This is a genomic window from [Bacillus] enclensis (assembly GCF_001456935.1).
Lineage (GTDB): Bacteria > Bacillota > Bacilli > Bacillales > Bacillaceae_B > Rossellomorea > Rossellomorea enclensis.
The window spans coordinates 123,576-140,338 of record NZ_KQ758483.1 but is presented as its reverse complement, the minus strand read 5'-3'; the positions used below and the strand labels follow the sequence as shown (position 1 = coordinate 140,338).

Sequence of the window (16,763 nt, the reverse complement as noted above, 5' to 3'; positions counted from 1 at the left end):
AGACGTTATAGTATACAAGAGAGGTTTTTGATTATGGAAAATTTCCCGATTCAAATTGGTGAGAACATACGAAAGATCCGCAGGGAGCGCGGATTTAGCCTGGAGCAGATGGCAGAGGCGACCGGTGTGAGTAAAGCCATGATCGGCCAGATCGAACGCGGTGATTCGAATCCGACTGTGGCCATCCTGTGGAAAATCGCGAATGGATTAAAAGTCTCATTTTCATCACTTATAGAAAAACCCCGGCACCAGGTGTCCATCACTCATTACAAGGATGTACAGCCCGTTCTCGAAGATGATGGGAATTACATTGTTTATCCGATATTCCCTTTTGACCCTTTTAAAAAATGGGAAAGCTACCGTGTCGAGATGAAGCCGGGCTGCTCCTATAAAAATGACGGTCATCCCCCGGGTGTGGAGGAATATATCTCTGTAATCTCAGGGAAGATCGCCCTGCAGATCGCAGACGAAACCTATGAATTACAAGAAGGCAGTTCCATCCGCTTTGCCGCGGATTCGGGGCACCAATATGTAAATTCATCTGACGGACAGGCCGTCTGCCATATGGTGATTTACTATGGAAATGAATAAAAAAACTCCTGCCGTTTTAGGGCAGGAGTTTTTATGTGATCTAACAGAATGTGTCCTTAGGCTTTGGTACGGACAAACCAAACATCGGTCTGAGGAAAAGAGCCAGGAATGTACCCGCCAATGCAAGAATCCCCCAGAGGTAGCCATGAAGGCTGAATGAAGCGATGCCTCCGAAGTAAGCACCGATATTACATCCGAATGCCAGCCGCGCACCATACCCCATCAGCAGACCGCCGATGACCGATGCCGCTGCGTTTTTGCCGGTGACCTTGTTAAAACGGAACAGTCCGCCCGCTGCTGAAGCAAGGAACGCCCCAAGTATGACGCCAAAGTTCAGGATCGTTGTGGAATCTGCAAAAATGGAAGCCTGCAGAGCTTCAGCATTCGCTCCTGACCAGTATCCCCAGCTTGCCACATCCACACCGAAGACTGCCGCGGTTTTTGAACCCCACAGCGCAAAAGCGGAAGTGATTCCCCAAGGATTTCCCCTCGTCATCAGAGTCAGTGCATTCAGAACCGCAAGGACAACCGCAGCTGCCAGCATCGGCCAGGAGCCTCGCAAAATCCTTTTCCATCCTTTTGTTGACGGAAGCGGCGCCATTCTTGGCGGGTTTTTCTTTTTCTCAATTCTTAGCGTGAGCCACGCAATGAAGCCAAAGAATGCAATGGAAACAGCCCACGCCCCGAAATAACCGAGACCGGTAGAAGTTGCAAGTGAAATCGGTTCAAATGATGGCAATTCTTCTGTCCAGAATGGAAGATGAGCCGCGCCGATTGTCGCTCCAACGATGAAGAACAACAGGGTGATGAACATAACTGAGCGTCCGCCGCCGATTGCGTACAGCGTACCGGAAGCACATCCGCCGCCAAGCTGCATACCGACTCCGAACATAAAGGCACCAACAATCAAGCTCACACCGACCGGTGACACATAACCTGCTGCCTCACCGCCAAAAAAGGTATAACCGGTTGCCAAGATCGGTGCAAACAGCGTGACAGCAACAGCCAGCATGAGCATATGCGCTCTAAGCGCCTGGCCATTCCCCACTGACATCACCCTGCGGAACGCCGAAGTGAAGCCGAAACGTGCGTGAAATAATGTATATCCCAAAAGCAAACCAAGCACAAGAAGTACCGTTTGCGAAATGTCCTGCGTAAATAATAAATAGATACCGAGAATCGCCGCAACCACCGAGCCCCCGGCCACCAATGATGTCTGGGGCGGGTTCAAATCAGTGCTGCCCTTCTTGGGACCTTTTGTTTCATCTATAGGTTGAACATAGCTTCCCATGCCAAACCCTCCTTAATCTGATTGATTTAGTTGGAATTCATTTTCATATAGTAATTGATTTGGAGGTGGATGTCAAAGGAATGGTTTGGCAGAGTGGGGTTGTGTTTTTTGGTAGGGATTTGGCCGGGATTGGGGCAGGCGGTTGGATCATTGGATTGGGACGGTTGCAGTTGCGGTTGCGGTTGGGTTCGGGATGAGGGTGTGCTGGGCGGAGGATTATTAGGGGCTGAATGTTGGTTAGTGGAATTCTTTGTGGTAGATAGTGCCTTTGGTGGAGCCCGTGGTTTTTAGGTTGAGTGCGTTTAATAAGAGGCGGGCGGTTTTGGGTGATTGAATTCCAAGCAGAGTTCGAAGTTCTTTATTAGTTATGGATGGCTTTATTAACAAAAAGTAATCTTCTATTATCCTTTCATGTGCAGTATTTGATGTAAACTTGCATGAATGACAATACCATGTCCGATGCTGTCTCTCCATTTTCCCAGAACAAATTTCACACCGGACTCCTAGAATAAGATCAGATTTTTCTAATCCATAGTTGGTTAAAATATTTGTGTATAACGGTGTATGACTATTTAAAAGGACTCTCTTAATCTTACTGATATCCTTTTTACTAGCTGTTTCTTTTGTAAACTTGCTATTTAGTTTACTGATTTCATCAATTAGATTTTGTGCATGGATAATTTTTGTATACGGAGGGGTAAGCTTTTGGCCATTTGCTATTTTCAATATTGTTTTAGGGTTGCTAATAACAACAAGGTATACAATCGGAGGCATAACCAATTTGTTTTCATAAAAAAAGCGCTGCAGGAGAAGGCTCTGGCGCTGTGCCTGTGAAATTGGATCAGAAAATCCAGTCTCTACACCATCATAATACTTGGTCAGCTGGTTAAATTCGGGATCAATAGTTAATGTACCCGAGATATTTTTTATTTCAAGGATTAAACAGTAATAGGGGGTAACAAGCAAGGAATCAATTTGAAAGTGATAAGGGGGCAGCGGGAGTCTTAGATCATTAAAAATCATATACTTTTTACCTGACAGAAAGCTAAGGTGGTAATCAATCGCCTTTTCACCGTTATAACCGGCTGACCTTTTCTTTAAATCATGCTGAACAACAGATACTTTAAAATGGTTTGGAACTAAGTTCCTCAATAAGGCGTCAATTTGTTCTATTTTTAAGGGTATTTCTCTCTCTTTTACTATCAATCGATCACTCCTTTAAGATTTGTCTATTTATACTTCCACAAAAATTGTTAAAATCCTCCTTTTTTTAATGAGAATTCCGGTTGTGAAGTTAATTAGCCCCTTTAAAAAAAGAATTCTGCCTCTCATTTAAATAATTGTGCCCCTTAATTATTTATTCTGCCTCTGAAACAATTAATTCTACCTTTAAATTTAATAATTGTGCCCTTCATGTCGAATTTCCTTCATCGCTCCCCACCCCCAAACCCCTAATTTGTCAAAACCCATTTTCCAAACTAACCCCCTCACCTCCCACAAAACCTCCCCACAAAAAAAGAACCCGCCATCCCAAGCGGGTCCTCCTCAACAAAATAAAAACCTATCTCCCCTTAAACTCCGGCTTCCGCTTCTCACTGAATGCCATCAGTGCTTCCACGCGGTCCTCGGTCGGGATGGTGATTTCGTATGCTTTTCGTTCGATTTGCAGGCCGGTTTGGAGGTCGACGTTCATGCCGTTCTTCACGGCGAATTTTGCCTGCTGCAGGGCAACCGGTCCGTTTGAAAGCATAGGCTCAACAAAGGCATGCACTTCTTCAAGGAAGTTGTCTTTACTCACGACCTTTGTCACCAGGCCGATTTCATGGGCTTCCTCCGAAGTCAGCCGTTTGGCTGTGAGGATCAGTTCTAGGGCCTTGGATTCCCCAACCAGACGCGGCAGGCGCTGGGTGCCTCCTGCTCCCGGGATGATGGCAAGGCTCGTTTCGGTGAGGCCCATGGATGTGCCTGCTGCCGCCAGTCTAAAATCGCAGGCAAGGGCAAGCTCCATCCCGCCGCCGAATGCGTAACCGTTCATCGCAGCAATCGTCGGCTGCGGAAGTGTGGCAACTGATTGAAAGACTTCGCCGATTTTATACACATTGCGGAGCACCTGGGCTTCAGTCAATGTTTTGCGCTCCTTCAAGTCAGCTCCGACGCTGAAGGCTTTTTCGCCGCTCCCTGTGAATATCACGACACGGATGTCAGGGTTCAGGCGGAGTGAATCCACTACCTGCTGCAATTCGTTCAGCGTATCATAATTAAAGGCGTTCATTGCCTCAGGCCGGTTGATCGTGACCAGGGCAGCGTGTCCTTTTTGTTCTAAAAGAATCGATTCCAAGATGGTTCTCCCCTTTGTTTGTGTATAGTTTCTCAATAAGTATCATTCGACAAATACCGTGAAAACCCTTCCAACAATTAAAAAAGATGCCCAGTGAACACCACTGGACACCAGAAAATCAAGACTGCAGGACTTGCTCTTTCAATGCGCGTCTCAGTATTTTCCCTGTTGTATTCTTTGGCAGCTCCTCCAGGAATTCGATATGAGAAGGAAGCTTATATTTGGCCAGGTGTTTTTTACAATACTCTTTTACTGCATCCTCCGTGAGTGCTGGATCATTTTTGACCACATAACAGCTCACCGCTTCGCCCATTTCGGGGTCAGGCACGCCGATGACGGCAGCTTCAATGATTTGAGGGTGATTATAGAGCACTTCTTCCACTTCACGCGGATACACATTGTAGCCGCCGACGATAATCAATTCTTTTTTGCGGTCTACGATAAAAAAGTAGCCCTCTTCATCCATTCTTGCAAGATCCCCTGTATACAGCCAGCCGTCACGGATGGCTGCCGCTGTTTCTTCTTCCATTTTGTAATAGCCCTTCATGACATTCGGTCCCCTGACGATGAGTTCCCCTACCTGTCCGACAGGAACCTCATCTCCAAGCTCATCGACTACTTTATTCTCGATATTCATGATGGAAGTTCCGATCGAACCGGGTTTTCTTGGACGGTCAAGCGGGTTGAAACACGTGACAGGTGATGCTTCGGATAAACCGTATCCTTCTGAAATCATGACGTTGAACTTCTTTTCGAAGTTTTTCAAGAGGGCAACCGGTAAGGAGGCACCACCTGAGATACAAAGGCGCAGTGAAGATAAATCTTCCGGATTTCCTTCCGGATACTGATAGAGAAAATTGTACATCGTCGGAACGCCCGCAAACACAGTCGGCTGAAATTCTTTTGACAAGGTAAAAATCTCCTTCGGACTGAAGCGCGGGACGATCAAGAGCGTCGCACCGGTTAGCAATGGCGCATTCAGTACGACGGTCAGGCAGAAAACATGGAACATCGGAAGCGCGGTGATGACCCTGTCCTCTTCGTTCATCTTTAAGTAGCTGCCGACATCATGTGCGTTCGAGTAAATATTCTTATGGGTCAGCATCGCTCCTTTCGGTTTTCCGGTGGTCCCTGATGTGTAAAGGATGATGGCGACTTCTTCTTCATCGATTTCCGGACCGCTGAAGTTCACCTCCCCTTTCGTCAAAACCCCTGTAAACGATTTCAATTTTGGGTTTGCCTCAGCGAGTTTTTCTACATTTACCCCTTTTGCCCGCTCGTCACCTGATTCACAAAGAATGAAATGCTGCACATCAGGCAGTAAGTGGTGCATCTTTTCAATCAACGGAAGAAGCAGGTCCAGTGTAACAATTGCCTTTACATCCCCGTTCCGCAGGATGTAGCCGATTTCGTCTGGTGTATAAATCGGATTCACCGGGATGACCTTCAATCCAAGGCGCATTGCCCCGTATAATCCAATGATGAAATGCGGTGAATTTCCCAGAACGAGTGCGATATGATCCCCTTTTTTCAATCCAAGCTGTTCTAATCCACTGGCAAATTTAGAGACGGCACCATTCAACTCTCCATATGTACTCGATTGATCCAGGAAATGATAGGCTGTCTTGTCTGCTTTTTCAGAAGCGATTTGCTCCAGCCGCTTTGAAATATTCATTGAAATCCCTCCCCTTTGTAAAATGAATGAATGGTCATTCATCTAACTATTAAAAGTATTCAAAATATATTTTATATAAAGAATAGTATTAATACAAGTCCCCCGCTTCAGAAAAACGTTTGATAGAATAAGAGAAAGACTGCCCTTATCGAGGACAGTCTTTCTTTTTATGGGAATCATTTTAATCCGGCAAAAATGGCGTTTGAGATCAGTCTGAACAGATAATCCGTGTGATCCCGGAAGGTTGGTTCCAATCCAATGAACAAGATATTCCCGTCCTTCACCATGACCGGTTTCCCCTGTGCCTGCCCTCTATCTTTCCAGTGACCGGCCATAAAGAAATCTTCACTATTTTTATAGCTTGATAACACTTCCTTGTTTTCGGTATTGGAGTACCAGGCCGGCTGGTAGACAAATCCGATATCCGCGGCGTCATAACCGGCTGTATAAGGGGAATCACCGTGTGCCACCTGGACGATTCCGTTGCTGTTTGAGCCGCCCGTTTTCACTTCTACATCACTCAGGCCGAGTTTGACCGATGCCTGGGAAGCGCCAGCACCGATGGCCAGATAGTTTCCGCCTTCTTCAATAAAGCTTTTCACGTTTGCCTTAAACGCTTCATATTGAGCGGCGTCCTGCAGTCCGAACTCCTTATTTGCCGTACTGTTTTCATAAGAAATCAAGTTTGATCTTCCATTATAGATGAATACGTCACTTTCTCCCAATCCTTCTTCGGCTACCTGTACTGGAGTTTTCTCAACAACTTGGAACCCTAGGCGCTCCAACGCCAATTTTGTTCCGGAATGAGATTGAGCTTTATTGATTCCGCCATCTTTTAGTATTGTCACTTTTTGGGAGGATAGTTGTTTTGCCTCCTCAGGTATGGATTCAGTAGTAATGGTTACAGCTGAATCTTTTACAAGGGTTTGAAGTTCAGACTTAGCTGAACTGTTGGCATAAAATGTGCCATCACTCCCCCTGTACAGGGTGTGGCCTTCATTTATCAGCTGATTTGCCAAAAAGACAGATTCCACTGAAGTATTCGGGATGGCATAAGGCCCGTCACCAATCACTTCACCTTTCGAATCAAGCATCCGCACTTCATTGGATTTGACATTCAGCTGGTCTTCGCTGCTTACCTCAACGGCTTCGAATCCCCATAATTCCGGAAGGTTCCATGCGGAAATGTCATACATGCTCGGCGTGTCTTCCGTTATGTCTTCACCATCCCAAAGCATCGTATTGGCAAGCCCCGCTTTTGCTTGATCCAAAGGTACAATATAGGTGCCTTTCGGATACGTCACTCCCTCATAAGTAAATTCTTTTTTAGCTTCTTCCACGGTAATATCATTATCTTGAAGGTGTGCGACAGCTTTTTGAGTGGCAGTCTGATCTTGGTCGTCACGCGGTATTATATACGCTGACGGGAAATGACCTTCTGTATGGAATGGATGATCGAATTGAACGCCGCGTTTGAACACTTCGATTTGATCCTTTACCATTTCTGCCTTGTTTTCACTCGCAAAGCTCAATGCACCCATCACAGCATCATATGTCCACTGGACGCCATCCCAATCATTTGTTGGTGCTTCAAGCGTATAGCCGTATGCCCCGTGATACATTGCATACATCGGCGTGAAGATCGGCGGATAATCGTCCCACCCTGCTGAATCATCACGCTGCGGGATATATGTACCCTCCATATTTTGATAATCCACCTTGGACGTTTCTGTATTCGTATTTTCATAATCAGCCTTATTGCTTACAATGCTTGCTTCCATTGCCTCGGCTTGATTCATGGCCCACTTGGAATACAAATCGTATTCATAGTTTGGGTTATGAGGAGGAGTGCATGGTTCAATGAGTCCAGGTTTTGAAGGACCGCCGTACCCCTTCACATATCCATGAAGATCAAGAAACACCATCGGATTCCATTCAGTGATCAAATCTACCATATGTTCAGTTTCAGGCTGCGATTGAGTGATGAAGTCACGATTGAGATCGATTCCGTTGCCATTGAATCGGGTTGCACCAATACGCCCATCCGGGTTCGCTGTAACGTTAAAAATTAATATGTGGTCTTCTAAAATGGTTTTTGTCTGTTCGTCATTGTCGGTTGCAAATCGTTCTATTAATTGAAGAACGGCGTCCGTTCCTACAAACTCAGTACCGTGTATCGAACCATTTATCATGACCGGTACTTTTAAATCAGGGTGCTTTTCAATGAAATCCTGGGCTTTCTCGGGAGATTTGATCATCTTTTTGCGGAGACCCTTATAATATCCAAACTTTCCTTTTGCAGAAGGATCGGACACTGTCACGACATACATGTCCTGGCCCAGGGCAGACTTCGTTTCACTCTTTTCGACGGAAATCCGGCTGCTTTCTTTAGCAAGAGCATTCAGTTTCCCTTCTATTTGTGAGTACTTCACAAAATCATAGTGCTCACTATTGAATAAGCTCTTATCTTTTTCCTCTAATTGAGTGTTTTGGATGACCGTTTGAGGAGAATCGGCCAATACGTTGAGAGGGGTGGAAGCAAGCAGTGTGAAACTGGCAATTCCTGCAAGTAACTTGTTTTTCATGTATGTACCTCCAAATTATGTAATACTATAATGATAGAATAATAATTCATAATGGTACATAAATATTTAGTTCTAAATTCATACTGGTAGAATACTACCAAATACTGCATCTGAGCGGGACGGCAGGTCGTACAAAAATCCTGCACATAAGAAAACACTCCCATAATACGGGAGTGCTCCTTTATATGCATTAATACACCAAATCAACAAATTCTTCTTTTGTAATCTTGCCAAAATAATGCTGTATCTCTATACCTTCCAATGCCTGTGCAATCTCTTTTCTTTCATAGCGGGTGCCGGTGAGTTTCTCCTCTACGTCCTCTACATTGCCGACGCCGAAGAAGTCTCCGTATATCTTGCAGTTTTCAATCACACCTTTATTCACTTCCAATCGAACATCGATCCCGCCGACCGGGAATCTGTGCGAGTGCTGGAGATTGAATTTCGGGGATTTCCCGTAATTCCAGTCCCAGTTCTGATAACGCTCTTTGGATAGCTCGTTAATGTTTTTCCAGTCCTCTCCAGTCAGAACATATTCTTCAACGTCGCTTCCATCAAAAATATAGTCCAGAAGTGTGGAGCGGAATTCCTCGATCGTCATTTTTTCAGAGAGGAATTCAGATATGTTTGCGACGCGGCTGCGGATGGATTTGATTCCCTTTGATTCAATCTTGTCCTTCTTCACTTTAAGAGCTGAAACGACGTTTTCCATTTCAGAATCGAACAATAATGTACCGTGGCTGAACATGCGTCCTTTTGTGGAGAACTGAGCATTACCCGAGATTTTTCTTCCTTCTGCCATCAAGTCATTACGCCCGCTAAGTTCAGCATTGACACCAAGCTTGTTCAGGGCTTTGACGACGGGTTCAGTGAATTTCTTGAAGTTATGAAAACTTTCGCCGTCGTCCTTTGTGATGAAACTGAAGTTCAGGTTTCCCAGGTCGTGGTAAACCGCCCCGCCCCCTGAAAGACGCCTTACGACGTGAAGGCCTTCTTTTTCAACATATTCTGTATTGATTTCTTCTATTGTATTTTGATTCTTTCCGATAATGATGGATGGTTCATTGATATAGAACAGTAAATAACTTTCGTTGATGTCAAAATTCTTCAATGCATATTCTTCGATTGCCAGGTTGATCCTTGGATCTGTGATCCCTTTATTATCAATAAATAACATCGTGTTCCTCCTAAATGATGATTTCCATTCCCTGTCTTGCAAGCTCCGTTTCTCCTTTAAAGAAAGTGTTTGCTTCAGAAACCAGCTGGTCAAGATTTCCAAAATGAGGGAGATGGGTGAGTATCAGTTTCTTTGCTCCCGTTCCTTCCGCAAGCCTCCCAGCATCCAGGCTTGTCATATGCCCGGCTCCCGATGCATCCATGTCCCCATAGAAATTGCATTCACAAAGCAGCAGGTCTGCATCTTTCCCAAACGGCACAAAAGATTCTTTGTAGGCTGAATCCGCTGTGTAAAATATGGATTTCCCATCGGCTTCAATCCTCATTCCGTAACACGGAACCGGATGCTTTGTCTTTACAAAAGTAACCGAAAATGGACCGATTGTTAATTTGGACTGCTCGTTGTAAGCATGAGCTTTCACTAAGTCCTTATATGTAAGCGATTTGAAACCATGTGTATCTTCGTTATGGGCATAAACCGGCAGAGTCCCTTTTGAGTTTCCTAAGAAATACTGTATTAATAAAGCATGCTGCAGCACCCCGACGTCAGCAATATGATCTGGATGGTAATGGGAAATTAGTACGGCGTCCAATTCAGTGGGATCAATATATTTTTGTAATTGGGAGAGGACCCCGCTCCCGCAATCCACTAATAATGTAAAGCCATTGTGTTCCAGCAGATAACCTGTACTGGCTTCGCCTGCCTTAGGGTATCCACCCCAATGACCGATGATGGTCAGCTTCATATTGAACCTCCCCGTGAAAATGTATGATTACAACCTTACTATACTTCATTCTGCCTATTTTTTCATTTTTTGAGCCTAGTTTTGAATAAATCGTTGACGAACTCCATACTGTTATAATACAATAAAATAAATTAACACACCAGTTATATAACACGAACAAATGACGGGTGAAATTAAAATTACGGAGGGTGATGAACATGGTAAAAAATATTATGGAATTCTTTCGAAATTTGCCGCCTAAGTCTTGTGCACAATGTGGGGAAGTCATTGAAGAGCAGCATGAATGCTACGGTATCTATTGCGAAAAATGTACGACTGATCATGAATATTAATGGGTTCATTAAGGGGTAATAAAAAGGATGCTCTCTATTTAAACTGAGAGCATCCTTTTTTATATTATTCGACTTCCACTGTCTACATCGTGTGTTCGTGGATTTCTTCCCCTTTGGTGACATGCACCTGGACGTTATATGAACCTTTCTCCGGGAAGGCGTATGTTACACTGTATTCACCAGGTTCGCCGGGTGTCATATCCACCCATTCGTGCTTTTCCTGGCCTTCTTTGTAGATTTCCAGCCGCAGCTCGGCGCCTTCAAGTGCTTCACCTTCATTTTCCACGTGAACCTTCCAATCGGCTTTTTCTTCCGCTTTTACAGTATCAGGCTTCTTCAGATGAATGGAGACTGTACTTTCATGATGTCCTTGATGGTCATTTCCGTCGTCTCCCCCGTGATCCTGATCCTCTCCTTCTGTATTGCCGACTGCAATTTCAGCTTTGGGCATCGTATGCATGTCCCGTGCTGTCACATGGACCTGTACGGTGTTTATCCCGTCTTTATCAAAAGTCTTTTCTGCTGTATACACGCCGTCTTTCTCATGTTTTGCCTCGATCATTTCACTTTCGTCTTTGTGGCCGCTTTTCCATATTTCATATTTCACTTCATCTGCATCATCAACGTTTTCGTCACCTTGAGTGACTTTTGTGGACAGCGCCACGGCTTGTCCTTTACCACTCTTTTCTGGTACATCAAGCTTTGCTTCGATCGGTTCCATGTTGTTGTCTTTTTCAGCTGGCTCATCACCGTTTGAATTTCCGCAAGCCGAGATAAATAGTGCAATTATGCCCATTGTTAAAAATAACAGAGTCTTTTTCATTACCATTCTCCTTCAATCTCCTGATTACTAACCATTATGAACTTCTCACCACATAGTATACACCCTCTCACCCTATAATGGTTTGTCCAATTTATGAATGAAAACAATCTCGGGACAAAACTTAAAAACTATTCCTTTAAAGACGAAAAACTTGGGGTAGAGTCAAATCACCGCTATTGATTTCCGTGCAAGACTTCTCTTTCCGCGGGTAGCCCGTGAGCCTCCTCGAAGCTGCGCTCCTGCGGGGTCTCACATGTCCAGCTGCAGGGCTTAGAGGCACATGTCATAAGTCAAACCGGCCAAGAAGGCAAAGAACGCCTTCGTGGTCGATTCGTCTTATGCCACACGCCTCTATTCGAAGCCCTTCCGCTTTTCTTATAAGCTACTCTTCCCGCAGGAGTCTTCATCTTGCACTCCAATCAACCGCTGGAAAAAGCTAAAACTTATTATCAGTACCATAAAATAAAATACCCGAACTAATTTGCATTTAATAACACAAATTAGTTCGGGTTAATTCAAACAAAAATCCTAATGTTATAGCCTTTCTTCTATCAAGCTGCTTCTGCTGTTTTTGAATATTGCTTCTTGAACAGCCCCACAAAGAAAATGGATGTGAGGACGATGAATACAAGGAAATATCCCAGCAGGATGAATAGATTCTGCCACATGAAACCGAAGTCTCCGCTTGAGATGACCGCTTTGAAAGCTGATACTGAGTATGTCATCGGCAGCAGGGCGCTGATCGGCTGCAGGGCACTCGGAATCAATTCCAGAGGGAATGTACCCGCACTTGTTGTCAGCTGCAGGATCAAGATGATGATGGCAACGAATCGTCCAGGATCACCAAGGATCGTAACGAGCATTTGAATCAATGCAAGGAACGTGAGACTGGTGATGATGGTTGAAAGCAGGAATAATGGTACACTTTCCACCTCTAGTCCCAATCCGAACAGCAGGATCGCTGCTGCGATGAGGGATTGAATGATCCCCACTGTTGTCAGTACTGCGAATTTACCCATGAACCAGCTCATTCCGCTGGACGGGCGATCTGCAGGTTCTTTTAGCGGGTAGACGATTGAAATCAACAGTGCACCCACGAACAATCCAAGGGACAGGAAGTACGGGGCAAACCCGGTTCCGTAGTTCGGCACATGGTTGATTTTCTCATTCTTCACGTCGACCGGACCGGCCATCATATCATATGTTTCGTCATTTGGATCCACACTGTTTGCTTCTTTTGCTGCATCCTTTAACTTCTGCTCATATTCGGTTGTTCCATCAGCCAGTTTTGTGGAACCATCAGCTAATTGGACTGAACCGTCTGCAAGCTTCTTGGATCCGTCCGTCAATTGAGCCGATCCGTCATACACTTTGTTGAGGCCTGAATTTAATTCACCGGCCCCTGATGCTAGGCGGACCGTTCCTTGATGGACTTCCCCCATTTTTTCAGTTAACAGGCCGAAGTTTTTGACGATTTCAGCCTGGCCAGCCTGGAGCTTATTGGATCCTTCGTCAAGCTGGACTGAACCGGCAACAAGCTGGTCGACACCGCCCTGCAGTTTTTTCTGGCCCTCATTCAATTGGCCGATACCTCCGGCCAGTGTACCGGCGCCTTTCTGCAGTTCTCCTGCACCGGCACTCAGCGAGCCTGTGCCTGTCTCAAGGCCTGATGCTCCTTGCTTGATCTGATTGATGGCGGCCTGCAGCTGTGCCTGCTTTTCTTCAGGAAGACTGCCCATGAACGGCGCCAGTTGTTCTTCCAGTTCAGCGGCTCCGCTTCCAATCGCTTTGGCCCCGGCCTGGGTACGATCTGCCCCAGCCTGAAGCTCTCCGATTTTCTCTGCAAGTGTTTGAGAACCGGCGTACAATTTAGCTGTATTGTCAACAGCACTGTCAAGCCCTGCATCGACTTCTTCAAGGCCAGCCCTGCTTTTGTCAATCCCTCCGGCAAGGGCGTCCACACCTGATTGAACATCTTGTGTGCCTTTATACAATTGGTTTGTTTTATCCGTCATGACGCCTACACCGTCAGAGAGTTCCTTAGAACCGGATGCCAGTTCCGCAGCACCGGCTTTCGTTTTCGCAACGCCGTCTGTCATTTCAACATTTTTCTCCGCGAGGACTGTTAAGTTATCTTTCAGTGTCTTAGCCCCTTTGGATAAGTCAAGGGCTCCATTGTTGATTTCCCCGGCTTTTTCACTTGCTGTCTCATAGCCGTCACCCATTTCCTGGATTTTATCGAACATCGTTTCGGCATATGTTTCTGAGACTGATTTAGAAAGGCTTGACTTGATTCCTTTCATGGCAGTGTCACCAATCTGTGCCGACAGGAAGTTGAAACTTTCATTCGGCACATATTTCAATGCAAGCTTTTTCGGGTGTTCCGCAAGAAGGGTGGTGCCGTTTTCCGAGAAATCCCCTGGAATCTCGACCAGCATATAATAGTCCTGCTTCTCAAGGTTCTTATACCCTTCTTCCTTGTCTACAAAGTGAAAGTCGAATTGTTCGCTTTCTTTCAGCTTTTCCACGAGTTCGTCCCCTATGTGGAGATTATCTCCGTCAAACTCCGCTCCCTGGTCACTGTTTACAACCGCCACTGGTAAATCGGAAAGCTGTTCATAAGGGTCCCAGAACGCCCAAAGAAACATTCCGCTGTATAATACAGGGATGAAAAGAACAGCAAGGATCGGAATAAGTAGTTTTTTATTTCGGAAAATCGCTTTGAATTCTGAACCTGTAAATGATTTCTTCATATTATCCTCCTACGTTAGATTGCTTGATGCAGAATAATTGACCAAATATCTCAATTGGTCAATAACCTTCAAAAAATAAATGACCATTTTGTTCTATTGGTCATTCTCGGCCAAAAATGAAGGACTATCCGGCAGATAACCCTTTAATAAGATAGAGCTCGAACAAATTGGCAATCTCATCTTTTTCCAATGGACCGTGAAGACGTTCCCAATCAAAAATCAATGAGACATAAAGCTTCAGCATGATAAAAGCAGTCATTTCCGGGTTGCATGGCTTGATTGCGCCAGAAGCAATCGCTTTTTCAATGCGGTGACTTAAAAATTCGACGACCACTTTTTCCATACGGTCGATTACTTCCGAAACAGCAGGCGTTCCCATTTCCCTTGCCTCTTGATAGAGCTTGATTGTCAGCTGATGCTCTTTCCGGAATTCAAGCAGGCGGAACAGGGCCCGATGAACATTTGTTGAAAAAGATTCCTGGGGGTCAATCACTTCCTCAGCTTCCTTTTTCATTTCATTAAGCAAGGAAGTGACAATTTCATCAAATAGTTCTTCTTTGTTTTTAAAGAACGTATAAATCGTCCCTTTTCCTACATTCGCAAGCTTTGCGACCTGGTCCATGGTGGTGGCTTTATATCCAAATAAAGAAAATGACTTGGAGGCCGCCTCCACGATTTGTTGTTTCCGATTAACCGCCATTGCCTCACTCCTCTCTTGACTGAATGACCGAAAATGAATTTTAGTCAAAATCACATTTATTAATTTATCATATCCATAAAAAATAAACAACTCTTTTCTTTTTACATGCTGTTTTCTAAAAGATTGCTGCTTATCGCAAAGCGCTTGCAGCTTGAAAAAAGCTTGTAGCCGTGCTCTTTTCGAACTCCAGTTCATATAACAAAAGGACGGACAAGCCGAAAATACCCAAGTTCCGGTATTTTCTTGCGTGCAAAGCAACAAAATTTGCGAAAAGAGCTTACATATTAGATAAGCCCTGAAGAATAAGCTATATAGAACACCCTGACAAGGAGGTGCCCAATGAATATCTATGTTGTCAAAAGCGGGGATACGCTTTGGTCGATATCTAAGCAATTCTTTGTTGACATGTCTCAGATCTCTTATGCAAATCAGTTGAAAAATAATGACATACTCATTATCGGACAGAGTCTCCTCATCCCTGAGTCGAATAAAGAATATATCGTACAGCCGGGTGATACACTCAATACAATCAGCACCAAGGTCAATGTCAGTCTGCGCGAACTGATTGACTTCAACCAGATATCAAACCCTTCCCAGCTTTACATCGGCCAATTGATCGTCCTCCCCTCATTCATTCATACAGTAAAAGCAGGGGATACTTTATACACCATTTCCTATAACTATAAAGTGGCTTTACAGGATATTTTAAATGCAAACCAAATACCCAACCCTTCTCTCATTTATCCAGGCCAGAAGATCCTCATCCCAAACAAAAGAAAGACCACAGAAATTAATGCCTATATCACACAAACCGGAAGCGAAGGGGTCGGAGAAGTAAGGGGACTCGGGAATTACTTTACTTATTTGTCTCCGTTTACTTATTCCATCACAAAAGAAGGAACCCTCACGTCCCTGAATGACGAAGGGTTGATAGCTGCTGCTTATGATACAAACGTCGACCCTCTGCTGGTCTTGACGAACTATTCAGGCTCAATGTTTGATTCTGATCTGGCAGCTGATCTTCTGCGGAATGAAACACTTCAAAATAAGCTTATTTCAAACCTGACAAATACGATGGAAACCAAAGGATACAAGGGTGTGAATTTCGACTTCGAATATGTGTACCCGGAAGACCGGGAAAATTATAATCAGTTTCTACGGAAAGTAACCTCGGAATTAAAGCCAAAGGGTTATTCAGTGTCCACTGCGCTGGCACCTAAAATAAAGGGCGACCAAAAAGGATTGTTGTACGAGGCCCATGATTATAAAGCACACGGGGAGATAGTCGATTTTGTTGTGATCATGACCTATGAATGGGGCTGGGCAGGCGGAAGACCGTGGGCGATCGCCCCAGTCAATGAAGTAAAAAAAGTGCTCGATTATGCCGTTACAGTTATACCCCGCAGCAAAATTATCATGGGTGTGCCTCTTTACGGCCGGGACTGGAAAATACCTTGGGAGGAAGGGACTTTCGCAAAGACCGTTTCACCCGTTGCTGCAGTGGACTTAGCAGGAAGATACGGAGTCCGGATCCAGTATAACAATGAATATCAGGCTCCCTTTTTCAAATATTGGGATGAATCCGGTCAGCAGCACGAAGTCTGGTTTGAGGATGCCAGAAGCATACTGGCCAAACAGACTGTATTGGATGATTATAAACTGAGAGGAATGAGTTATTGGGTGCTCGGGAGCGCCTTTCCTCAAAATTGGGTCTTGCAGCACGCCAGATACCGAGTCGAGAAATAGAAGAAGG

General features: G+C 44.8%; 13 protein-coding genes. 3 read left to right on the top strand and 10 right to left on the bottom strand.

Annotated features, from left to right (window positions below):
• The first annotated feature begins 33 nt into the window (after positions 1-33).
• Positions 34-591, top strand: coding sequence for a helix-turn-helix domain-containing protein (locus tag AS034_RS08445; RefSeq protein ID WP_032089245.1), 558 nt, complete (start codon positions 34-36; stop codon positions 589-591).
• Positions 592-631: 40 nt separating this feature from the next.
• Here the strand turns inward: AS034_RS08445 and AS034_RS08440 are convergent, their stop codons facing one another.
• The 7 genes from AS034_RS08440 to AS034_RS08410 form a co-directional block, all read right to left on the bottom strand.
• On the bottom strand, positions 632-1,882 hold the full coding sequence (locus tag AS034_RS08440) for a YeeE/YedE family protein (RefSeq protein ID WP_032089246.1): 1,251 nt from the start codon (positions 1,880-1,882) through the stop codon (positions 632-634).
• Positions 1,883-2,119: 237 nt separating this feature from the next.
• Positions 2,120-3,088: a nuclease-related domain-containing protein gene (locus AS034_RS08435; RefSeq protein ID WP_058298200.1), complete on the bottom strand. Its 969-nt coding sequence runs from the start codon at positions 3,086-3,088 to the stop codon at positions 2,120-2,122.
• Positions 3,089-3,443: 355 nt separating this feature from the next.
• Positions 3,444-4,220, bottom strand: coding sequence for an enoyl-CoA hydratase-related protein (locus AS034_RS08430; RefSeq protein WP_058298199.1), 777 nt, complete (start codon positions 4,218-4,220; stop codon positions 3,444-3,446).
• 118 nt (positions 4,221-4,338) lie between these two features.
• Complete coding sequence (locus tag AS034_RS08425; protein ID WP_058298198.1) at positions 4,339-5,895, bottom strand: fatty acid--CoA ligase family protein; 1,557 nt, start codon at positions 5,893-5,895, stop codon at positions 4,339-4,341.
• Between the two features lie 176 nt (positions 5,896-6,071).
• A complete protein-coding gene (locus AS034_RS08420) occupies positions 6,072-8,480 on the bottom strand; it encodes a M14 family zinc carboxypeptidase (RefSeq protein WP_058298197.1) in 2,409 nt (802 codons plus the stop codon).
• A 190-nt stretch (positions 8,481-8,670) separates the two neighbouring features.
• Positions 8,671-9,657 carry a lipoate--protein ligase gene (locus tag AS034_RS08415; RefSeq protein WP_058298196.1) on the bottom strand — a complete coding sequence of 329 codons (987 nt, stop codon included), beginning with the start codon at positions 9,655-9,657 and terminating at the stop codon, positions 8,671-8,673.
• A 10-nt stretch (positions 9,658-9,667) separates the two neighbouring features.
• Positions 9,668-10,402, bottom strand: coding sequence for an MBL fold metallo-hydrolase (locus tag AS034_RS08410; RefSeq protein WP_058298195.1), 735 nt, complete (start codon positions 10,400-10,402; stop codon positions 9,668-9,670).
• Between the two features lie 197 nt (positions 10,403-10,599).
• Between AS034_RS08410 and yhfH the strand changes: the two genes are divergently transcribed.
• Entirely contained in the window at positions 10,600-10,734 is a 135-nt protein-coding gene (yhfH, locus tag AS034_RS22320) for a protein YhfH (protein ID WP_071616743.1), read from the top strand.
• A gap of 82 nt (positions 10,735-10,816) precedes the next feature.
• Here the strand turns inward: yhfH and AS034_RS08405 are convergent, their stop codons facing one another.
• From AS034_RS08405 to AS034_RS08395, 3 genes are all read right to left on the bottom strand, one after another.
• A complete protein-coding gene (locus AS034_RS08405) occupies positions 10,817-11,557 on the bottom strand; it encodes a FixH family protein (RefSeq protein ID WP_162266028.1) in 741 nt (246 codons plus the stop codon).
• 551 nt (positions 11,558-12,108) lie between these two features.
• The gene (locus tag AS034_RS08400; RefSeq protein WP_058298193.1) at positions 12,109-14,310 is read right to left on the bottom strand and encodes a YhgE/Pip domain-containing protein; all 2,202 of its coding nucleotides are present in this window, start codon (positions 14,308-14,310) and stop codon (positions 12,109-12,111) included.
• A gap of 124 nt (positions 14,311-14,434) precedes the next feature.
• Positions 14,435-15,010, bottom strand: coding sequence for a TetR/AcrR family transcriptional regulator (locus AS034_RS08395; RefSeq protein ID WP_032089255.1), 576 nt, complete (start codon positions 15,008-15,010; stop codon positions 14,435-14,437).
• Between the two features lie 339 nt (positions 15,011-15,349).
• Here AS034_RS08395 and AS034_RS08390 point away from each other — a divergent pair, with 339 nt between their 5' ends.
• Positions 15,350-16,756: a LysM peptidoglycan-binding domain-containing protein gene (locus tag AS034_RS08390; RefSeq protein ID WP_058298192.1), complete on the top strand. Its 1,407-nt coding sequence runs from the start codon at positions 15,350-15,352 to the stop codon at positions 16,754-16,756.
• The last annotated feature ends 7 nt before the right edge of the window (positions 16,757-16,763 follow it).

Coding starts and splice junctions, on each gene's coding strand:
- AS034_RS08405 (WP_162266028.1), bottom strand. CDS start 11,557: ATGAAAAAGACTCTGTTATTTTTAACAATGGGCATAATTGCACTATTT.
- AS034_RS08445 (WP_032089245.1), top strand. CDS start 34: ATGGAAAATTTCCCGATTCAAATTGGTGAGAACATACGAAAGATCCGC.
- AS034_RS08440 (WP_032089246.1), bottom strand. CDS start 1,882: ATGGGAAGCTATGTTCAACCTATAGATGAAACAAAAGGTCCCAAGAAG.
- yhfH (WP_071616743.1), top strand. CDS start 10,600: ATGGTAAAAAATATTATGGAATTCTTTCGAAATTTGCCGCCTAAGTCT.
- AS034_RS08420 (WP_058298197.1), bottom strand. CDS start 8,480: ATGAAAAACAAGTTACTTGCAGGAATTGCCAGTTTCACACTGCTTGCT.
- AS034_RS08395 (WP_032089255.1), bottom strand. CDS start 15,010: ATGGCGGTTAATCGGAAACAACAAATCGTGGAGGCGGCCTCCAAGTCA.
- AS034_RS08415 (WP_058298196.1), bottom strand. CDS start 9,657: ATGTTATTTATTGATAATAAAGGGATCACAGATCCAAGGATCAACCTG.
- AS034_RS08425 (WP_058298198.1), bottom strand. CDS start 5,895: ATGAATATTTCAAAGCGGCTGGAGCAAATCGCTTCTGAAAAAGCAGAC.
- AS034_RS08410 (WP_058298195.1), bottom strand. CDS start 10,402: ATGAAGCTGACCATCATCGGTCATTGGGGTGGATACCCTAAGGCAGGC.
- AS034_RS08390 (WP_058298192.1), top strand. CDS start 15,350: ATGAATATCTATGTTGTCAAAAGCGGGGATACGCTTTGGTCGATATCT.
- AS034_RS08400 (WP_058298193.1), bottom strand. CDS start 14,310: ATGAAGAAATCATTTACAGGTTCAGAATTCAAAGCGATTTTCCGAAAT.